Annotated in this window: 16 protein-coding genes and 1 riboswitch; of the genes, 5 read left to right on the forward strand and 11 right to left on the reverse strand. The window is 39.8% G+C overall.

Annotated elements, in window-relative coordinates; translation table 11 throughout:
- Positions 1-86: 86 nt before the first annotated feature.
- The gene (locus tag ABEQ24_RS09950) at positions 87-404 is read left to right on the forward strand and encodes a hypothetical protein (RefSeq protein WP_070875801.1); all 318 of its coding nucleotides are present in this window, start codon (positions 87-89) and stop codon (positions 402-404) included.
- A 400-nt stretch (positions 405-804) separates the two neighbouring features.
- On the opposite strand, the gene ABEQ24_RS09955 is transcribed toward ABEQ24_RS09950, so the two are convergent.
- The 4 genes from ABEQ24_RS09955 to ABEQ24_RS09970 all read right to left on the reverse strand — a co-directional run bounded on the left by ABEQ24_RS09955 (position 805) and on the right by ABEQ24_RS09970 (position 4,422).
- Positions 805-1,686, reverse strand: coding sequence for a 5'-methylthioadenosine/S-adenosylhomocysteine nucleosidase (locus ABEQ24_RS09955; RefSeq protein ID WP_430006644.1), 882 nt, complete (start codon positions 1,684-1,686; stop codon positions 805-807).
- A gap of 242 nt (positions 1,687-1,928) precedes the next feature.
- A riboswitch (purine riboswitch) is annotated at positions 1,929-2,032 on the reverse strand.
- Between the two features lie 242 nt (positions 2,033-2,274).
- The gene (locus ABEQ24_RS09960; protein ID WP_430006645.1) at positions 2,275-2,520 is read right to left on the reverse strand and encodes a phosphatase; all 246 of its coding nucleotides are present in this window, start codon (positions 2,518-2,520) and stop codon (positions 2,275-2,277) included.
- A gap of 113 nt (positions 2,521-2,633) precedes the next feature.
- Complete coding sequence (locus ABEQ24_RS09965) at positions 2,634-3,473, reverse strand: MBL fold metallo-hydrolase (protein WP_430006646.1); 840 nt, start codon at positions 3,471-3,473, stop codon at positions 2,634-2,636.
- A gap of 55 nt (positions 3,474-3,528) precedes the next feature.
- Entirely contained in the window at positions 3,529-4,422 is an 894-nt protein-coding gene (locus ABEQ24_RS09970; RefSeq protein WP_430006730.1) for a TRM11 family SAM-dependent methyltransferase, read from the reverse strand.
- 131 nt (positions 4,423-4,553) lie between these two features.
- Between ABEQ24_RS09970 and ABEQ24_RS09975 the strand changes: the two genes are divergently transcribed.
- Both ABEQ24_RS09975 and ABEQ24_RS09980 read left to right on the forward strand, forming a co-directional pair.
- Entirely contained in the window at positions 4,554-4,826 is a 273-nt protein-coding gene (locus ABEQ24_RS09975; protein WP_430006647.1) for a hypothetical protein, read from the forward strand.
- A 176-nt stretch (positions 4,827-5,002) separates the two neighbouring features.
- On the forward strand, positions 5,003-5,428 hold the full coding sequence (locus ABEQ24_RS09980) for a hypothetical protein (RefSeq protein ID WP_430006648.1): 426 nt from the start codon (positions 5,003-5,005) through the stop codon (positions 5,426-5,428).
- Positions 5,429-5,496: 68 nt separating this feature from the next.
- On the opposite strand, the gene ABEQ24_RS09985 is transcribed toward ABEQ24_RS09980, so the two are convergent.
- From ABEQ24_RS09985 to ABEQ24_RS10015, 7 genes are all read right to left on the reverse strand, one after another.
- Complete coding sequence (locus ABEQ24_RS09985; RefSeq protein ID WP_430006649.1) at positions 5,497-6,942, reverse strand: DEAD/DEAH box helicase; 1,446 nt, start codon at positions 6,940-6,942, stop codon at positions 5,497-5,499.
- Positions 6,943-7,104: 162 nt separating this feature from the next.
- On the reverse strand, positions 7,105-8,214 hold the full coding sequence (gene menC / locus ABEQ24_RS09990; protein WP_430006650.1) for an o-succinylbenzoate synthase: 1,110 nt from the start codon (positions 8,212-8,214) through the stop codon (positions 7,105-7,107).
- Position 8,215: 1 nt separating this feature from the next.
- Entirely contained in the window at positions 8,216-9,025 is an 810-nt protein-coding gene (locus tag ABEQ24_RS09995) for a GNAT family N-acetyltransferase (protein WP_430006651.1), read from the reverse strand.
- 17 nt (positions 9,026-9,042) lie between these two features.
- Positions 9,043-10,164: an amidohydrolase gene (locus ABEQ24_RS10000; RefSeq protein ID WP_430006652.1), complete on the reverse strand. Its 1,122-nt coding sequence runs from the start codon at positions 10,162-10,164 to the stop codon at positions 9,043-9,045.
- A gap of 13 nt (positions 10,165-10,177) precedes the next feature.
- A complete protein-coding gene (locus ABEQ24_RS10005) occupies positions 10,178-11,557 on the reverse strand; it encodes a YjiH family protein (RefSeq protein WP_430006653.1) in 1,380 nt (459 codons plus the stop codon).
- A 24-nt stretch (positions 11,558-11,581) separates the two neighbouring features.
- Positions 11,582-12,433: a MurR/RpiR family transcriptional regulator gene (locus tag ABEQ24_RS10010; RefSeq protein ID WP_430006654.1), complete on the reverse strand. Its 852-nt coding sequence runs from the start codon at positions 12,431-12,433 to the stop codon at positions 11,582-11,584.
- A 166-nt stretch (positions 12,434-12,599) separates the two neighbouring features.
- Positions 12,600-13,376: a LysM peptidoglycan-binding domain-containing protein gene (locus ABEQ24_RS10015; RefSeq protein ID WP_430006655.1), complete on the reverse strand. Its 777-nt coding sequence runs from the start codon at positions 13,374-13,376 to the stop codon at positions 12,600-12,602.
- Between the two features lie 1,027 nt (positions 13,377-14,403).
- Here ABEQ24_RS10015 and ABEQ24_RS10020 point away from each other — a divergent pair.
- Both ABEQ24_RS10020 and ABEQ24_RS10025 read left to right on the forward strand, forming a co-directional pair.
- The gene (locus ABEQ24_RS10020; RefSeq protein WP_430006656.1) at positions 14,404-15,435 is read left to right on the forward strand and encodes a LacI family DNA-binding transcriptional regulator; all 1,032 of its coding nucleotides are present in this window, start codon (positions 14,404-14,406) and stop codon (positions 15,433-15,435) included.
- Positions 15,436-15,740: 305 nt separating this feature from the next.
- Positions 15,741-16,997: an ABC transporter substrate-binding protein gene (locus ABEQ24_RS10025; protein WP_430006657.1), complete on the forward strand. Its 1,257-nt coding sequence runs from the start codon at positions 15,741-15,743 to the stop codon at positions 16,995-16,997.
- The last annotated feature ends 2 nt before the right edge of the window (positions 16,998-16,999 follow it).

The following is a 16,999-nucleotide window of genomic DNA, read 5'->3' on the forward strand; positions in this document are numbered from 1 at the left end:
TCACCCAATTACCCCCACAAAATTGTCATAGATGATAAATAGTGTATTGAGATACATAGGCAATCAAGCTGCTGAGGAGGGTAAATATGGAATCATATGTGAAAGATTCTCTGCATGAATGGAAAGAGGACATGCTGAAGCAAAAGAATGAAATAGACGCAGAATATGATAAGGTCAAAAGCGAGCTACAGCTATATTCCTATAAATTCGGCATTACAAAGCAAGTGATTCAATCTACTATAAATGATGAAATCATAAACAATATCAAAACAACCTATCAAAAGCCATTCGAAGAAAAATTCAATGAGCTGAAGCTTTATATAAAAGAGCTGGAAGAAAAGCGCAGGGTTTATCAGATGTTTGTGGAGAAGATCGAGAAGGTCAGCGAGTCTGAGGAAAATTAACGATTTTACAAAGAGGCTGGGACATAATAATCATCTCCTGAATGAAAGCCGAACATTGAAGTGTGCGAAAACCATTAAAAGAAATGGCTATTTTCGCATAGATTGTTGTCTTTCATGATAAATAATGTCCGTTCCCTTCCGCTGCAGGAACTTGCTTTCTGCGGGGAGCGTGGAAGCCTCCTCGGCGAGCCTGCGGGGTCTTCCATTTCGCTCTATTTTCCCGCAGGAGTCAAGTTTATCCGCTGCAATCCACTTAAGGTTTCTACCATTTAGTCAAAGAAAAAAATCCGAACTAAAACGAAATTCAAGTTGGAATTTCACATAATAGTTCGGATTTTTCTTTGGTTGGAAACCTTTTGTCCCAGCCTCTTGATCTATATTCACTTAAGCCTGAACTAACTTACTTACTCGTGATATCAGATATATACTTTTTAACAACTTCATAAACATACTCTTGATTTGCTGCAGCAGTATCAGGGTTATATTTACCGCCGTTTACTTTATTATTAGATAATACACGGATACCAAGGAATGCTACATCATAAGCTTTGGCAATTTGTGCGGCAGATGCGCCTTCCATTTCTTCTACAGACGAACCATACTTAGCATGAAACCATTTAATGCGGTCAACTTCATTATTCCATACGTCTGCAGAACCTATCGTACCTTCGACAATTTTACCTTTTGTATATGTATCTTTGACAGCATTAGCAGCTTTAAGTAAATCTTTATCGCCCTCATAGAAACGCGGCTTTTCAGCATTAGGATCTTCTCCTGCACTTCCTTCAGAAGCCATTAAGTCCATTGGTTTCCAAATTGTTGGATCAATTCCTTGATTTTCATCCTTATCTGCTGTTTTTAAGGAACCTAAGTTTACCGTTCTTTTCCCCAAAACAATATCAAATACGTTTAAATTCGGATCATGTCCGCCTGAAGTTCCTTGATTAATGATTGCAATTGGATTATATCTTTCGATAGCTAGCGCCGTAGCAGCTGCAGTATTTTCCATACCCTTGCCTGTTTTTGCAACGATAACCGGATAGTTGTCCAATTTTCCTATGTAAAATATAAATGTCCCTGATTTTTCTTCTTTAACATCTTCTAACTTTTTTGCGAAATTTTCAGCTTCGATTGGCATTGGCCCTTGAACAAGAATAGGTCTTTGATCATCTTTTTTAGCAGCTTTATACTGGGAAGCAGTACTGCAGCCTGCTAATACTGTTAATACATATATGGTGATAATTGCTAATGAGGCATATTTTTTCAGCTGTTTGTTTTTCATTAATTCTCTCTCCTTAGTGTGACTCATCTGATTGTATTTCTGCAGTATTAAATATGAAATCCTCCTTATTTAGTCCAATTTGCTTTTTCTGCTTCCGTCTGAATATGATCTGAATGCTTCTGGTTCTGACACAAAAAAGAGGTCTAGAAAAAGCAGAATGATTTCTACCTTCTAGACCTCTAAGTTAAAGTATGAAAAATTCAGCAAAATAGAAACTTCTTGCCAAAGCTAAAAAAGCTGAACAGCCTAATACTTTAACTCGTAGTCCAGTTCTTTCAATGGGAACCAGGTAGAGACGCTCAGACCATATTACTGAGGATATACGAGAAATGATATATAAATTAATTACTTTGATAATATAACAAAATAATGATGGATAATCAATAAAAATACGAATATTAATTAATAAATATTTTATATTGTTCGCTTTATCGGCACGTAATAGACACTATTTAAAATTTAAGATGATTATATATAACTAACACCGAATTTTATTATTCAAAAACGTTTCCTGCTATCTGAATTCAACAAAAATATGGATTTGAAAAGGCGCTTCCTCTTTTAAAAGAAACGCCTTCCATTCATGAATCACTGCTCCTTCATTCCAATAATTACATAATATACCGCCCCTAGAAAAAGCAAAGCGCTCAATATTAATGGGAGTGTGCCTATCTCTATTAGTGCTGTACTAAACAAACCGAATCGAGAGTCAAATCCTCCTCCGATTTCAGGAGACGATAAATAGAGTGAATAAACTGCTGCTGCGACAAGTGTTAATCCAAACAGCACAGCACTTGATATGACACCCATGCCACCAATGACTATTTTCTTCATTTCCTTCTCTCCCTAATTCAAAGTAAGACTATGTATCTATTCCATATTCAGGTAAAATAACCCTTCTTTGAAAAAATAAAAAAGCAGCCGGTGCATAGTGTGCCGGCTGCATCCTATTGAAGATATTTCCCATGATCAGGCATGGCAAGCTTTTCAAAATCCCTGCTTAATTCGGCTAGGCCGCCTCTCAGCTCTTCTCCTGACATAGGCAGTCCGTGACCAGTGATGGCAGTGGATGGCTTCAAAGCTTCCAATGTTTTCACTGAGTTCCAGGCAGCTTGCCAGTCTGTTGTGTAATACCTTGGGGGACCTGAAAGTTCCTGCTTCTGAGTGAATACTTTGTAGAGTGAATCCTGTCTGACTGTGACGAATGCATCTCCCGCGATCAATGTCCGGTCTTCTTCACGATAAAAAGAAACATGGCCAGGCGTGTGCCCAGGCGTATGGATCCATTTCCATTCTGGCAGTCCCGGAATCTGTCCATTTTCTCCTAATGCTTGAACATGATCCGTTAAATTGATGGCATCATTAGGAAAAAACCGTGAAATCTTGGCGATCAACCCGCCTTCAACACTTCCATCAGGTTCCGGATAATCTTTTTGACCCGTCAGATATGGCAGTTCAAGTGCATGAGCGTAGACAGGCACCTGCCACTGTTCAACAAGTTCAATGATGCCGCCGACGTGATCGAAATGCCCATGTGTCAGCAAGATTGCTTTAGGCGCCATTTCTACCCCTGCATGTACTTCGAAAGCTGATTTAATCGTGTCTGCAGAGTGCGGCATTCCTGCGTCAATTAAATACCAGTCGTCTCCGCTTCTCAGGAAAACAACATTTACAATTTGATTCGTGTAGCAATATACCCCAGGCAGGACATCGAACTCCAGTCCGCTTGCAACAGATGTCATCGGCACCCATTTGTTCTCAAAGGAGCTCTCCATTTGGTCACTCATTGCTGATACCTCCTATGTATGATTCAAAGAGTTAGTATCCACAATTTGTATGTCTTTATTCACAAACCAAAATCTGTCTGCTGAACATCTGTTTTCTCACTGTACAGCGGTCTGCAATGCGAAACCCGGCCTCTTCAACCATATGATCCATTGTTTCACTTGTCACAACCACCGTTTTATCTGCAATGCGGCGTGCATGTTTTAAGATCGACAGCTGCTCATCAGGTGTAGCGTGAGTATATAGATTATAGGGCATATCAATAATGGCGACATCATACGTGTCTGTGATTTCTGATATCGGTGCTGTTTTGACGTCGCATTCATAGCCAAAATGAGCGATGTTTTCTCTGGAGCCGTCTGTCACCAGAGGATTAATATCGCGGCCGACAATATCAATGCCCATGGATAATGCTTCTACTAAAACGGTTCCTATTCCGCAGCACGGATCGACTGCTTTTATGCCGGCAGGGTTTGGCACAGCAATATTGGCAACGGCTCTTGCAACCCTAGTGCTAAGTGCGGTGGAATATTCGCGCGGTTTTTTTAAATGATGCAGCCAGACCGGTTCGCTTTTGCGGTACTTTCCGAAATACCAGCGGCCGCCAAGAGTTGTCAGGCCAAATGTCTGGTCAGGATTCCGAACATCTGCTTCAGCTTTGAATTGCCAGCCAACCTGCCGCTCCATGTTTCTGCGCTCCTGGTAGCTGATTTGCTCGTGATCTTCAAGATCATTGATTTTCAGAAAAATAATCTTAAACGTATCCGTTCCGATATCAATCTGCTCAACCTGCTTTACAATCTCAGAAAGCTCGTCTCCTTCGTAGATGACTTCGAGTCTTTCTTTCATAAAAGGACTTCTGCTAGGATCTATGCCCACTTCACTTTTCAGACTGAATCCGTCGGGCTGAACGCCAAAAAAAGAACGCATTTCCAAGTGACATAGGGACATCTCCTCTTCTGTACATGCAAATGTATATATAAATGCCGGTTTTCGGCTAAATTTATCCAATTTATTCCCATCCTTCAACACTTTAAAATATTCATCTATCAAACCATATCTGTATTCAGAGAGAAATGCAATTGTCCAGATGGGTAATTTCTTCTTTTTCGGCAAATGATACAGATAAAAGGAGGCTGATTTTCCTGAAAGAGCGAGAACGAAGGGAAAACCAAGAAGACGAGCAAACTTCACAGGGTCTTAACCAGATTTTTGAGATCATTAATGCAAAAGGTGATGAAGGAGAATTAAAAGAAATCGCAGAAACTCCTGATGAACATTTGTTATGCAGTGATGATTTGTTTGACCGCCAGCTGTTTGCGATTGTGGATGATACGGTTCGTGAAGATGAATAAAATATATGAACGGGTTTAAATGATCACGTCATTTAAACCCGTTTTTATTGAAGCGTTTTTTCCCCAGGCAGCATAGGATAATTTATACTCCAATCCATTCTAACAACCCCTGTACAAACAGACTTTATCCATTATTAATATTCAAAACGAATAAATCTGCGAAGGAGGGAACTCTATTGTCAGCTCCAGAACCCAATCAGAAAGTGAATAAATTTGTGCTTTGGATAACCATTCCGATTTTTGCCGCCATGTTATTTTTTCTTTCTTTCTCTTTAGGCAAGAATTCAGCAACCACTGATATATCCGGTGAAAAACTTAGTTATGACAATCTCCAATCAGTCATAGCAGAAAAACAGACGGAACTAACTTTTCTAAAAAAAGAAATTGAAGATATAAATGATGAAAGAATTGATGAGGAAAAAGAATATGATGAAGTTATTGCTATCATAAGCGATAAAGAAAAGTTTGAAAGCCAGTTTAAAGAAGCAAAAGAAAACTTAGCAAACGTGAACACTCAGCTTGCTGAATTAAATAAAAAGGTAGAAGCAAAGAAAAAAGAACTAGCCGCTCTTGAAGGGAAAATAGAAGATAAAAAAAAATAATGGATTTGAACATATGTTAAAAAGCGAAAGACCTTCTAAAAAACAGGACTTTCGCTATTATTATGCTATTATTTAATCGCTTCGTGAACTTTCAGAAGCTTGCCTTTAATCGTTGTATTTTTCATTGCTTTCAAAACGACCGGACCTTTTCCATTTAGAATCTCTACATATGAAACATTATCCTGTATGGTAATGATTCCAATATCACCAGCTGTCATTCCGGGAATCTTGGCGATTGTTCCGACAAAATCGACTGCTCGGATTTTCTTTTTCTTGCCTCCATTGAAGTAGAGCTTCATAATGCCTTTGTTCAGGTTAGCACTTTTATCTTTTTTAATCACAGGACGAGAAGTTATTTTTTCTTCAAATACATCTTTTGCTTTAGATATATCCTCTCGCAATGGCGCCAGTCTTCTAGGAATTTCAAAACCGATATATTCTTCTATTTCAGCCAGGAATTTTTCTTCGTAAGGCGTAACAAAAGTTATCGCTTTTCCCGTCTTCCCTGCGCGCCCTGTTCTGCCGGTCCTGTGAACATAGCTTTCTTTCTCAAGCGGGAGGTCATAGTTAATGACATGTGTAATATTATCAATGTCGATTCCTCTTGCGGCTACATCCGTCGCAACTAGATAACGGAATTTCCCTTTTTTGAAATCATTCATGACAGCAAAACGATCTTCCTGATAAAGACCGCCATGAATTTTGTCACAAGGATAATTCGCGCGGTCTAATTGCTTAAATACAGTATCAACCTGCTCTTGTGTTCTGCAGAAGATGATGCAGCTGTCAGGGTTTTCGACGACTGTAACAGCTTTAAGAAGCGAAAATTTCTCCTCTTCTCTCACTGCAATTAATGAATGCTCAATGGATGCAGTCGTCAGCCCAGCTGCTTTTATTTCAATTTCCACTGGTTTTTTCATATATTTATGACAGAGATTTTCTACATCCTTTGGCAGAGTAGCTGAAAAGAGCATCGTGATTCTGTCCGCAGGCAGCTCTTCAATAATCGCTTCGACCTGGTCGATGAAGCCCATATTCAGCATTTCGTCCGCTTCATCAATAATCAGATATTCCAGCTTCTCTAAAGCAAGTGTTCCTTTTTCGATATGATCAAGTACTCTTCCAGGTGTTCCCACTACCACATGTGTTTTCTGCTTCAGCTCCAGTTTTTGCCTGTCAAATGGCTGTTTGCCATACACGGCGGCCGCTTTTATCCGTTTGAACCTGCCAATGTTCGTGATATCCTCTTTTACCTGTGCAGCGAGTTCCCTTGTTGGTGTCAGAATTAACGCTTGAGGCTTGTTTTCCTCCCACTCGACCATCTCACATAGCGGAATGCCGAACGATGCCGTTTTCCCGCTTCCTGTTTGTGATTTCACGACAAGATCCTTCTTTTCTAAAGCCACAGGAATCACTTTATCCTGAACTTCTGTAGGCTTCGTATAATTCAAGCTACCAAGCGCTCTCACAATTTCCGCACTTAATTTATAATCATTAAAGCTTTTATGACTCATTTAGCAACCTCATTTTTTTCTTGTGTTTTTTCAAGTATTTAACGCATGAATCATCATTATACTTGAAAAGAAGAGATGAGCGGGATAAATATTGGTTTTTGATCTTGAGACACTAAAAAACAAGAAAGGCTTCCCTCTCTTGTTTCGGTTGTGCTGCTATAATTAATAATGATAAAACCTGCTGTAAGAAGTAATATTCTCGATTTTTTCCATGTCAGGTTCAAACCCGATTCCCGGAGTTTCAGGAATATAAATGTACCCATTTTTCATTTCCACTTCCGGTGTGATAATATCCTGTTTCCAATAATGTGAGGAAGGAGCTGTATCTCCAGGCAAAGTAAAATTGCTCAGGGACGTTATCGCAATATTATGAGCCCTTCCGATTCCCGCTTCAAGCATTCCCCCGCACCACATCGGAATGTTGTGACGCTCACATAAGTCATGAATTTTCAGGGATTCTGCAAGTCCCCCGACCCTTCCGATTTTAAGATTGATAATCCTGCAGCTTCCAAGCTCAATCGCTTTTCTGGCATCTTCTGCAGTATGGATGCTTTCATCCAGACAAATAGGCGTTTTCAGCTCTGCCTGAAGTCTCGCATGGTCAACGATATCATTATGATCAAGCGGCTGTTCAATCATCGTTAATCCAAATTCATCGAGTGCTTTTAGATGTTCTATATCGTTCAGCGTATAAGCGCAGTTTGCATCGGCCATCAGCTGAATTTGGGGAAATTCCTGACGGATTAATTTGATGATTTCTACATCCCAGCCCGGCATAATTTTCACTTTTATCCGCTTATAGCCGTCTTTTAAGTACCTTTCAATTTGTTTGAGCATCTTCCCTTGAGATTGCTGGATGCCAACGCTCACCCCAACCTCAATTTTATCTTTTACCCCGCCGAGCACTTTTGCTAAAGGCATATTTTGCTCTTTTGCAAAGAGATCCCATACAGCCATTTCAATCGCTGCTTTGGCGTTATAGTTTCCTCTAATTTTCTTATATCGCTCTGACACCTCATCCGGATGACTGACAGGCTCCTGATAAAGAAGGGGAATCAAATGATCGCTCATCATATGCCAGTTTGTTTTGACTGTTTCTTCATTATAAATTGGCTGTGTAATCGAAACAGATTCTCCAAAGCCTGATAACCCGGATTTCGATTTCACTTCCACTATGATAATATCCTTATCTTCCTCAGTTCCGACACTTGTTGTAAAAGGATGCAGCAGATCCATTTTAAGTTGTCTGAGGATGATGCTCTTAATCTCCAATTCATCCTTCCCCTTTCACTAAGAGGTATAGATACTGCCCGTTGTGCTGATTGTCTCTGACTAAATCGGAGACTGCAAAGCCCTGACTCAAATAATGGGTAAACACTTCGCTTGTTTTCTCTCTCCATTGTTCAGCTAGCTTGAGATCCGCCGTTTTGATTTCCTGAAATTGTCCGGGCACTGGGACAAAAATTTGCGGACTATTCAGTGTAAGGTCTGTTCTCACCGGAAAAGGAAAATCATTTTTCTCACATGTATAAAGAGCATATGGAATAGTTGCTTCTTTCGCATATGCTCTGGCTGGCTCATTCAAATGCCATTCGACGAGAAAACGATCTGTCGATATCCCGGCATTCAAATGATCTGCCATTTCTCCGTAAACATCAGGAATATACTCTGTGGCAACAGCCCCCAGTTTATGTAAGTTCAGATTTCCGTTGACAGTTTCCAGCGGATCGTAAGTCCAGGTGATCAGGTCATACCCCATCTCCAGCGCTGTTTCTTTTTGAGCCATTTTCAGTTTTTCTCCGATACCAAATGTGCGGTAATCTGGATGGATGCCTAAGCTGTGGGAAACGAGATACACTTTTTTTCCGTCATACCCCGGAAAGCTGTATTGAAAGCCAATGAGCTCCTTTTTAATAAATGCCCCCAGAATAAAGCCGCCGTTTTTCACTGCAGCTACACTTTGATTAACAGGCACAGCATCCTCCATGCTCCAGATCATTGCTTCAAGGCGTTTGACTTCTTCCAATTCATTAACTGATTGAAGATTGCGGATAATCATTGATTCCTGTATTTCTTTTTTCAAAATATGAACCTCCATATTTACCATTGCTGCTGATCTGCCTCCAGCAGCATTTGTGTTAAAATCTTTGTGCCATAAATTAATGCTTCTTGATTAAATTGCATCTTTGGGTGATGCAAACCTGGCTTTAATCCGCAGCCGAGTCCGATCATTGTTGCTGCAATTCCCGGATTCTCTGCCGTGTAAAAATGAAAATCCTCTGCCCCGGGAGATACACAGACATTTTCAGCATTCTCTTCGCCGAGAATGGAGATGATCGCTTTTCTTGCAATCGCAATCGCAGGAGAATTCTTTACCGCTGCCGGTGAATATTCCTCTGTCTTTGAAATGATTTCTGTTTCGGTTAACTCTCCCGTCTTTGTAATCGTATGCTCCGCTTTCTTAAGAAGCATGTCCATCGTGTTATTCGATTCTGCTCTCAAATCAAGGGTAAAGCGAGCGTTCTCAGGGATGGAATTGGAGGCTTCTCCCCCATGCAGTTCCGTTATTTTAATCGAATAATGATCAGCTGCATTCAAGCGGATTTGACGTATCGCCACGATTAACTGGGCTGCTGCTTCAAGCGGATTATTTCCCAGTTCCGGTCTTGCAGCGTGGGCAGGCAACCCTTTTATAACACCTTTTATACTTGCAGTTGAACTATGCAGAATAACGGGTGCGGCTTTTCCAAACGGAATTTCCATCTCTGGGCGCACATGGATGCCGCCAAGAAATTTCACATTCTGAAGTACGTTTTCCTCTATCATTTTAAGTGCGCCAGCCGCCTTTTCTTCTGCCGGCTGAAAGATAAATCGGACCGTATGCTTCAGCTTCTGTTTTGAAAGGGCCAGTGCGGTAAACAGAACCATTGTGCTGTGTGCATCGTGGCCGCATGAGTGGTTAGGCTTTATCTCGCCGTCCACTTCCTGAACCAGGGCATCCATATCTGCCCTGAGAGCAATCATATCCGGCAGCTCACCTTCAAGATCTGCGGTAAAACCGAAATGCCCTTCATAGGTTTGGACATTGAAGCCTGCATTCAACAGTTTTTCTTTTAAATACCGGGAAGTCTTTTCTTCCTCCCAGCTGGGCTCGGCAAGCTGATGCAGCTCCTTGTAAGTTTTTAGAATTTCTTCCTTGTGTTCGTCTGCAAAGTTCATCATCTCTTGCCTCCTATCAAAAAATCAGATGAGCGAATACTACTATAATAGGCAGTGTAATTAACGTTCGGATTAAGAAAATCAGAATCAAATCAAAAAAGGTGACCGGAAGCTTTGAACCAAGCAATAAACCGCCTACTTCTGACATGTAAATAAGCTGTGTAACAGATACACATGCAATAATAAACCGTGTCATTTCGCTCTCAATTCCACTCCCGATTACTGCAGGCAAAAACATATCCGCAAATCCAACCACCATCGTTTGAGCTGCTTTATCCGCTTCCGGCACTTGCATGAATGTAAGAATCGGCTCAAAAGGTTTTCCCAAATATGTAAAAAACGGAGTGAATTCAGCAATAACCAGCGCCACCGTACCAATGGCCATGACAATCGGCAAAACCCCAAACCACATATCTGCTACATTTTGGATTCCTTCTTTTAATACAGCACGAGGTCCTTCATTCTTTTTCGCTTTAGATACAGCTTGCTGAAATCCCCATTTGAAGATGGAAATGTCAGGAAGCGTTTCAGTTTCTTCTTTGAGGTCTGTTTTTTCATAGCCAGTATCTGCTTTTCTTGAAAGCGGCGGTATGCGCGGCATGATGAGAGCGGCCGCAAGTCCTGCAACCACAATCGTTCCATAATAATGCAAAAAATACTGTTCTAATTTCAAATAGTTAATCACAACAATTGTAAACGTGATAGAAACCACAGAAAAAGTTGTTGCAATAACTACAGCTTCGCGTTTTGTATAATACCCTTCCTCATATTGCTTTGTTGTTAAAAGAACCCCAATTGTCGCATCCCCTACCCATGAGGCCAGGCAGTCAAGAGAAGCCCGGCCAGGGAGCCTAAACACAGGTCTCATGATTTTCAAGAACAGAGCTCCGAAAAACTCCAGCAATCCAAAGTTTAATAGAAGCGGCAGCAGCAGCCCTGCTAATAAAAAGGTAGAAAAGAGAATTGGAATCAAGTCATAGATTAATAGACCTCCTGTATTCTCTGAAAAAATCATTTCCGGTCCTATCTTATAGAAAGTGATTACCGCAAACACAGTACCGAGAATTCTTGCCATCAGCCAAAACGGGCTGACGTTCAGCAGCGTATTTAAATAAGAACTTTCTTTAATAAATTTCGGCTTCAATCCTGCAGCGGCAAGTGATCCTGCTGTGGAAAGAACCATAATTAAAACAGTAATAGCAGGAATAAACCCACCTATGTATGAGTTAATCTGTCCGGCTAAAAAAGCAACCGGAATGGTCATTCCGTCATCCGTCATAATCGGCAATATAAATAAGAAGATTCCAATCAGTGAAGGAATCAAGAATGTTAAAACATCTCCGGCAGGAAACGTTTTGAATTCTGCTTTTTCATTTAATTTCGGCACTCCATTCATCCAGATCCACCCCAATGTATGTTTTTACTCTAAAAATAACCCCTGATCTGTATAAAGCTGTTCTAGTTTTTGCTGTCGAATGCTGATTCTGTCGCTGTCCCGATGCCTGACACCTTCCATAATCACTTCCAATAAACTGACGACAGGTGCAATTGAATGATGACCCGAGTCTGCCTTTTCCTCGGTTGTCAGTGTAATCTCGGCAAGCTGTCCAACAGGAGACAGCTGTCTATTTGTAATGGCTATCACCTTTGCCCCTTGTGCTTGAGAGCATTTAGCAAGCTCAAGAGCCTCTTTTCGGTACCTTGGAAAAGAGAAAATGATGACCGCAGAATGCTCATTCAGATCGTAAATATCTTCAAGAGAGAATCCTCCCGGACTTGAAATTGCTGCATTTTCCCTATATTGCTTGAGTGTGTAATGCAGCCAGTAGGCAGCTCCGTAGGAACTCCCAAACCCGCCAATGTAAATACGGTCTGCCTTGATTAAATAATCCACCGCCTTCCAAATTTCATCCTCATCAATTTGCATTAATAATTGCCTTAATACAGATGCTTCTTTATCTACAATCCCGCTGAATAAGTTCTTTTCCTGCTGTTCTTGTGATAGTGAAGGAATTTCTTCTGCCGGCTGTTTTCTTTTCAGCCAGTCCCTGCGAACTGCCTCCTGCATATCTGAATAGCCTTTAAAACCTAATGCATAGGCCAGGCGAATGACAGTCGTTTCACTCACACCTGCTTTTTTTCCTAATTGAAAAGCAGTAAGCAATGCACCTTCATCCTTATGAAGAGTAAGAAATTCAGCTGCTCTTTTCTGTCCTTGCGACAAAGAAGAATAGTTTTCTTTAATCATTTGTGTGATTGATTTTGATTTCATGTCGGCTCCTTTTTTATTTAAGTGAAGCAAAAACTTCATTTATTTCATTATAGTAAATCCTATCCTTCATGTTCAACAATTATTTTATAATTCTGAAATTAACCACTAAAAAAACGGCAGACTTCCCTTTAGGAAATCTGCCGCACTTTATCACTCTGCTAATCTATTAGTTTAAAACCTTCACATTTAATTCTCTCTTGCCGAATGCTATTGCTGCATCTTGTGTTGGAATGAAGACATCGATGCGGTTTCCTTTAATAGCACCGCCAGTATCTTCTGCTGTTGCATAACCATAGCCTTCAACGTATACCTTAGATCCAAGCGGAATCACGTTAGGATCTACCGCAATAACTTTTTTATCAGGGTTTGCTTTTAGATCAACACCTGTAGCAGTTGTTCCTGAGCAGCCATCACAAAAAGCAGTATAAGCTGTAGCAGTAACGGTTACTTCCTTCGCAACACCTTCTACATCGTTCTCTGAGACTGCACTTGCAGAAGCTTCATCCACTGAAGGGTTTTGATCCTTCGGTTCTGGTTTAGGCTCTGGCTTTGGCTCTGGCGCTGGCACTGGTTCTCCTGCGTTGTCAGCGTCACTGTAGATCACAAGCTCTTGACCAGGATGAATAAGTTCATCTGATAATCCATTTTTCTCTGAAATATGCTCTACACTTGCGTCAAATTTCTCTGCAATGCTCCAAAGCGTATCGCCTGAAACAACTGTATATACTTCTTCATCTGATATTTTTAATGTATTGTCTGCCATAATTATGTCTGATGTTAGGTTGTTCCAGTTTTTAATATCATCTACTGAAACCTTGTGTTCTTGAGATAGGCTCCAAAGAGTGTCTCCTTTATCCACTACGACCTCTTCTGCCTGTGCGCTAAATCCTGCTGTCGTTGTTAGTGCGGCTGCAGCCGCTAATGAAAAGATAGTTTTTTTCATATTTTTTCCTCCTTCAGCAATTTCGATGGTTCCCATGTTATCACAAAAAGAAGGCTTGTAAAAAACAGCGAGATAATAAATCTATTACAATTGTAACAGTGCTATAACAATAACCTTACTAAAAAACTGAAAATTCCCACTTTATTCCTTGTTTTCCTTTAAAAATTTCTTATATCCTAGTCATTTTTTCACCTTCCTACTATAACGTTTCGTTATATTAGCCCAGTTTCGTTTTCTGTTTTTGGGGGAATTTAAGAAAAGGAATGTTTCCGTTTTTCTATCGTTTATATATAAAGAAAGAAAAGCACTTCATTTATTTTATTTACAATGAAACCATTCAAAAATAAAAATCGTCTTATTTATACGCTGTTTTCGCATAGATTGTTGTTTTTGATTTTAAATGTTGTCCGTTCCTTTCCGCTGCAGGAAATTGTTTTCCGCGTGGAGCGTGGTAGCCTCCTCGGCGAGCCTGCAGGGTCTTCCATTTCGCTCTATTTTCCCGCAGGAGTCAAGTTCCTTCCGCTGCAATCCACTAATAGTTTTATAAACATCTAGTCTAAAACCACAATGTTTACGAAAAGAGCCTATTAAAAGGCACAAAGGGGTAAATCAATCATGGGGAAATTATTAAAGAAGATGGATATGACGAAACAAGACCTTATTTTTGGAATTGCCGGCTCTTTACTGGTCGCTTCATTTGTACAATTCCTTTCTTAGACGTCTTCCTTTAAGAGGAAGGCGTTTTTTTATTGTCTTTTTTCTATTTAGATCACCCCCATGATTTTTTCAGGATTATTCCATAGTACATTTATCGATTATTTAGTAAAAAAATTGTTGCCGTTCTTTTTCCTCAATTATACAAACCCTATACAATCAGCGATTCTAAACATCCCAAACGATAATTTTCAGAAAAATCCAAAATAAACATTGAAAGCCTTTTCATAATTTGGTATTATACTCATAGTAAATAATTTAGTAAATATTTTTAACTTTATTACTAAAAATATAGCCGATGTGAGGTATGCAAATGACCACAATAAAAGATATTGCCTTATTGTCCAATGTATCGGCTTCTACTGTTTCAAGAGTTCTGAATAATGACAAGTCGATTTCGGTCCAAGAGGAAACTAGACTGCGAATTTTTGAAGCTGCCAAAGAACTGGGATATAGGACAATCCACGAACGACGAATTACTAAAAGACCAAAAAAAACCAATCTCAGTATAGGCATCGTGGTTTGCCAATCATTAGAGGAAGAACTGGATGATCCTTATTTTTTGTCTATCAGGCAAGGAATTGAAGAAGAGTTAAAAAACCAGGGAATCAACAACAGCGCTATGTTCAGATTGTATGACATGGAGTCAAATCAAATGGTTCGCGACTTAGACGGTATTTTAGTGATTGGAATAATTAATGAGCAGGCATTAAAAATGATCAGTGATCATAGTGATAACGTCGTTTATGTCAATCATTCACCAGATGAAGACCTATACGATTCTGTCATCATCGATTTTGAAAAAGGCACTGAAAGAGCACTGACACATTTGCTTAATGCCGGACACAGAGAGATAGGATTTATTGGAGGCGTTGAGCGAGAACATTTAAATCATGCAAAAGTAGTGATCCAAAATCAGCGTCTTGCCACATTCGAAAGAATTATGGAAAAAGAAGGAATACATAATCAAGAGGCTATTTTTATAGGTGAATATAAAATGTCATCCGGATATGAGCTGATGAAAAAAGCACTGAAGCAGCCAGAATATCCTAAAGCATTTTTCATTTCGAGTGATCCCATGGCAATTGGTGCACTAAGAGCTATTCAGGAAGCAGATCTCTCTGTGCCTGAAGATGTTGCCGTCATTGGCTTTGATGATATAGAAATGGCAAAATTCTGCAGTACCCCTCTAACTACTGTAAAAGTTCATACAAAAGAAATGGGTAAAACAGGAGTTAAACTATTAATAGATAGGATTAATGGCAGAAAGATGCCGTTAAAAGTGATTGTATCTACGGAATTGGTCATAAGGCAAAGCTGCGGAGCATCAAAAGGGGCTATCTGAAAGTGATTTATCATTTTTAGATTTAAAATTATAAGGAGGTGATGCATTAGTGGGGAATCAGCGGTCAGAGGTGACGATATGAAGCCTAATAGTCCTGCCTTCTAATTTTTATTAAATCAGAAAGTAACAGTGACGGCCAATCACAAATCTTCAGGACTATTAAACTTTAACTCCTTATCAATGGAGCCACTATCATTATATAGTAGCCCCATTCTACTATCAAGAATTGCAAACTTTTTCCTTTCATTGCCTGAAATACTGTATTTAATTTTTACTAATATTAAAGGAATTTGGGGGCCCTATTTATGAAGAAACTATTCAAGGCATTTATGCTCACAGCAGCTGTGACTGCAATTACGGCAGGCTGCAGCAGCCAAGAATCAAGCGGCAGCGGAAAAACGACATTGACATTGTTTTCAACAGCAACAAATGAATCTGATCAAAAAACCCTTACAGAAGTCATTCAAAAATTTGAAGATAAACATCCGGATATTGATATAAAAGAAAATTATCCTGCCGATGGGTATGAAGGCATGCTTCGTGTAAAGATGGCTGCAAATGATATGCCAGACTTATTCGATACACATGGGTGGGCTAAAAATCGATATGGAGAATATGTAGAAGACTTAAGCAGCATGGAGTGGACTGCATCACTTGATCCTGCTTTAGATCCGATCCTTAAAGACGATTCAGGAAAAGTATATGCCTATCCTCTAAACCAGGCAAAAGACGGTATTACATATAATGCAACTTTATTAGAGGAATACGGGATAGAACCGCCCTCCACCTTCGATGAATTTATGAAAGCGCTTGAAACAATTAAAAAGAAAAGCAATGGAGAAGTAACTCCACTATGGTTTGCAGGATCCGACAAGTCTGCATTTGGACAATTTTTCGATCAATTTTCTACGCCATTATTGGTTACAGACACAAAAAATAACTTTGAAAAAGAATTACTGGATGGTTCGTTTGATTGGTCGAATTATACGTATTTGCCAGAGAAACTAAAAGAAATGTTTGATAAAGGACTTCTCAATGAAGATGTTCTTACTGCACAAAATCATCAAATGACTGAGCTGATGGCCCAGAATAAAATTGGATTTATCATTGGCGGAGGGATGCTCGGACCTTCAGTTGAAGAACTTAATCCTGATGTTCAGCTTGGAGTCATTCCTATGCCCGCTATTCACCAAGGTGATGAGCAAAGCTGGATTGGCGGCGAACGGCATACATTAGCTGTCTGGAAAGATTCCAAGCAAAAAGAAGAAGCAAAAAAGTTCATTGAATTTATATCACAGCCAGAAATTGTGAAAGAGATTGCTGAAGGAACATCACTTCCTCCCGGTTTAACAAACACTGAATCTGAAAACTATTATTCTGAGTACTTCGAAAAATACAAAAGCATAAAAGTACAGCCCTACTTTGACAGAGTCTATTTGCCAAGCGGCATGTGGGACCCAATGGGAGCAACAGGGCAAGAATTATTAACAGGAAAAATGACGCCTGAACAGGTTTCCAAAAAAATGAGTGAAGAGTACGATCGGTTATTAAATCAAAAATAATC

The sequence above is a fragment of the Metabacillus idriensis genome (assembly GCF_050483325.1).
Lineage (GTDB): Bacteria > Bacillota > Bacilli > Bacillales > Bacillaceae > Bacillus_P > Bacillus_P idriensis_A.

What these genes read in the sequence shown, in the direction of transcription:
- ABEQ24_RS09960 (WP_430006645.1), bottom strand. Translation starts at nt 2,520, where the DNA reads ATGAAGAAAATAGTCATTGGTGGCATGGGTGTCATATCAAGTGCTGTG.
- ABEQ24_RS09965 (WP_430006646.1), bottom strand. Translation starts at nt 3,473, where the DNA reads ATGAGTGACCAAATGGAGAGCTCCTTTGAGAACAAATGGGTGCCGATG.
- ABEQ24_RS10005 (WP_430006653.1), bottom strand. Translation starts at nt 11,557, where the DNA reads ATGAATGGAGTGCCGAAATTAAATGAAAAAGCAGAATTCAAAACGTTT.
- ABEQ24_RS10020 (WP_430006656.1), top strand. Translation starts at nt 14,404, where the DNA reads ATGACCACAATAAAAGATATTGCCTTATTGTCCAATGTATCGGCTTCT.
- ABEQ24_RS09950 (WP_070875801.1), top strand. Translation starts at nt 87, where the DNA reads ATGGAATCATATGTGAAAGATTCTCTGCATGAATGGAAAGAGGACATG.
- ABEQ24_RS10000 (WP_430006652.1), bottom strand. Translation starts at nt 10,164, where the DNA reads ATGATGAACTTTGCAGACGAACACAAGGAAGAAATTCTAAAAACTTAC.
- ABEQ24_RS10015 (WP_430006655.1), bottom strand. Translation starts at nt 13,376, where the DNA reads ATGAAAAAAACTATCTTTTCATTAGCGGCTGCAGCCGCACTAACAACG.
- ABEQ24_RS09985 (WP_430006649.1), bottom strand. Translation starts at nt 6,942, where the DNA reads ATGAGTCATAAAAGCTTTAATGATTATAAATTAAGTGCGGAAATTGTG.
- ABEQ24_RS10025 (WP_430006657.1), top strand. Translation starts at nt 15,741, where the DNA reads ATGAAGAAACTATTCAAGGCATTTATGCTCACAGCAGCTGTGACTGCA.
- ABEQ24_RS10010 (WP_430006654.1), bottom strand. Translation starts at nt 12,433, where the DNA reads ATGAAATCAAAATCAATCACACAAATGATTAAAGAAAACTATTCTTCT.
- ABEQ24_RS09955 (WP_430006644.1), bottom strand. Translation starts at nt 1,686, where the DNA reads ATGAAAAACAAACAGCTGAAAAAATATGCCTCATTAGCAATTATCACC.
- ABEQ24_RS09970 (WP_430006730.1), bottom strand. Translation starts at nt 4,422, where the DNA reads ATGTCCCTATGTCACTTGGAAATGCGTTCTTTTTTTGGCGTTCAGCCC.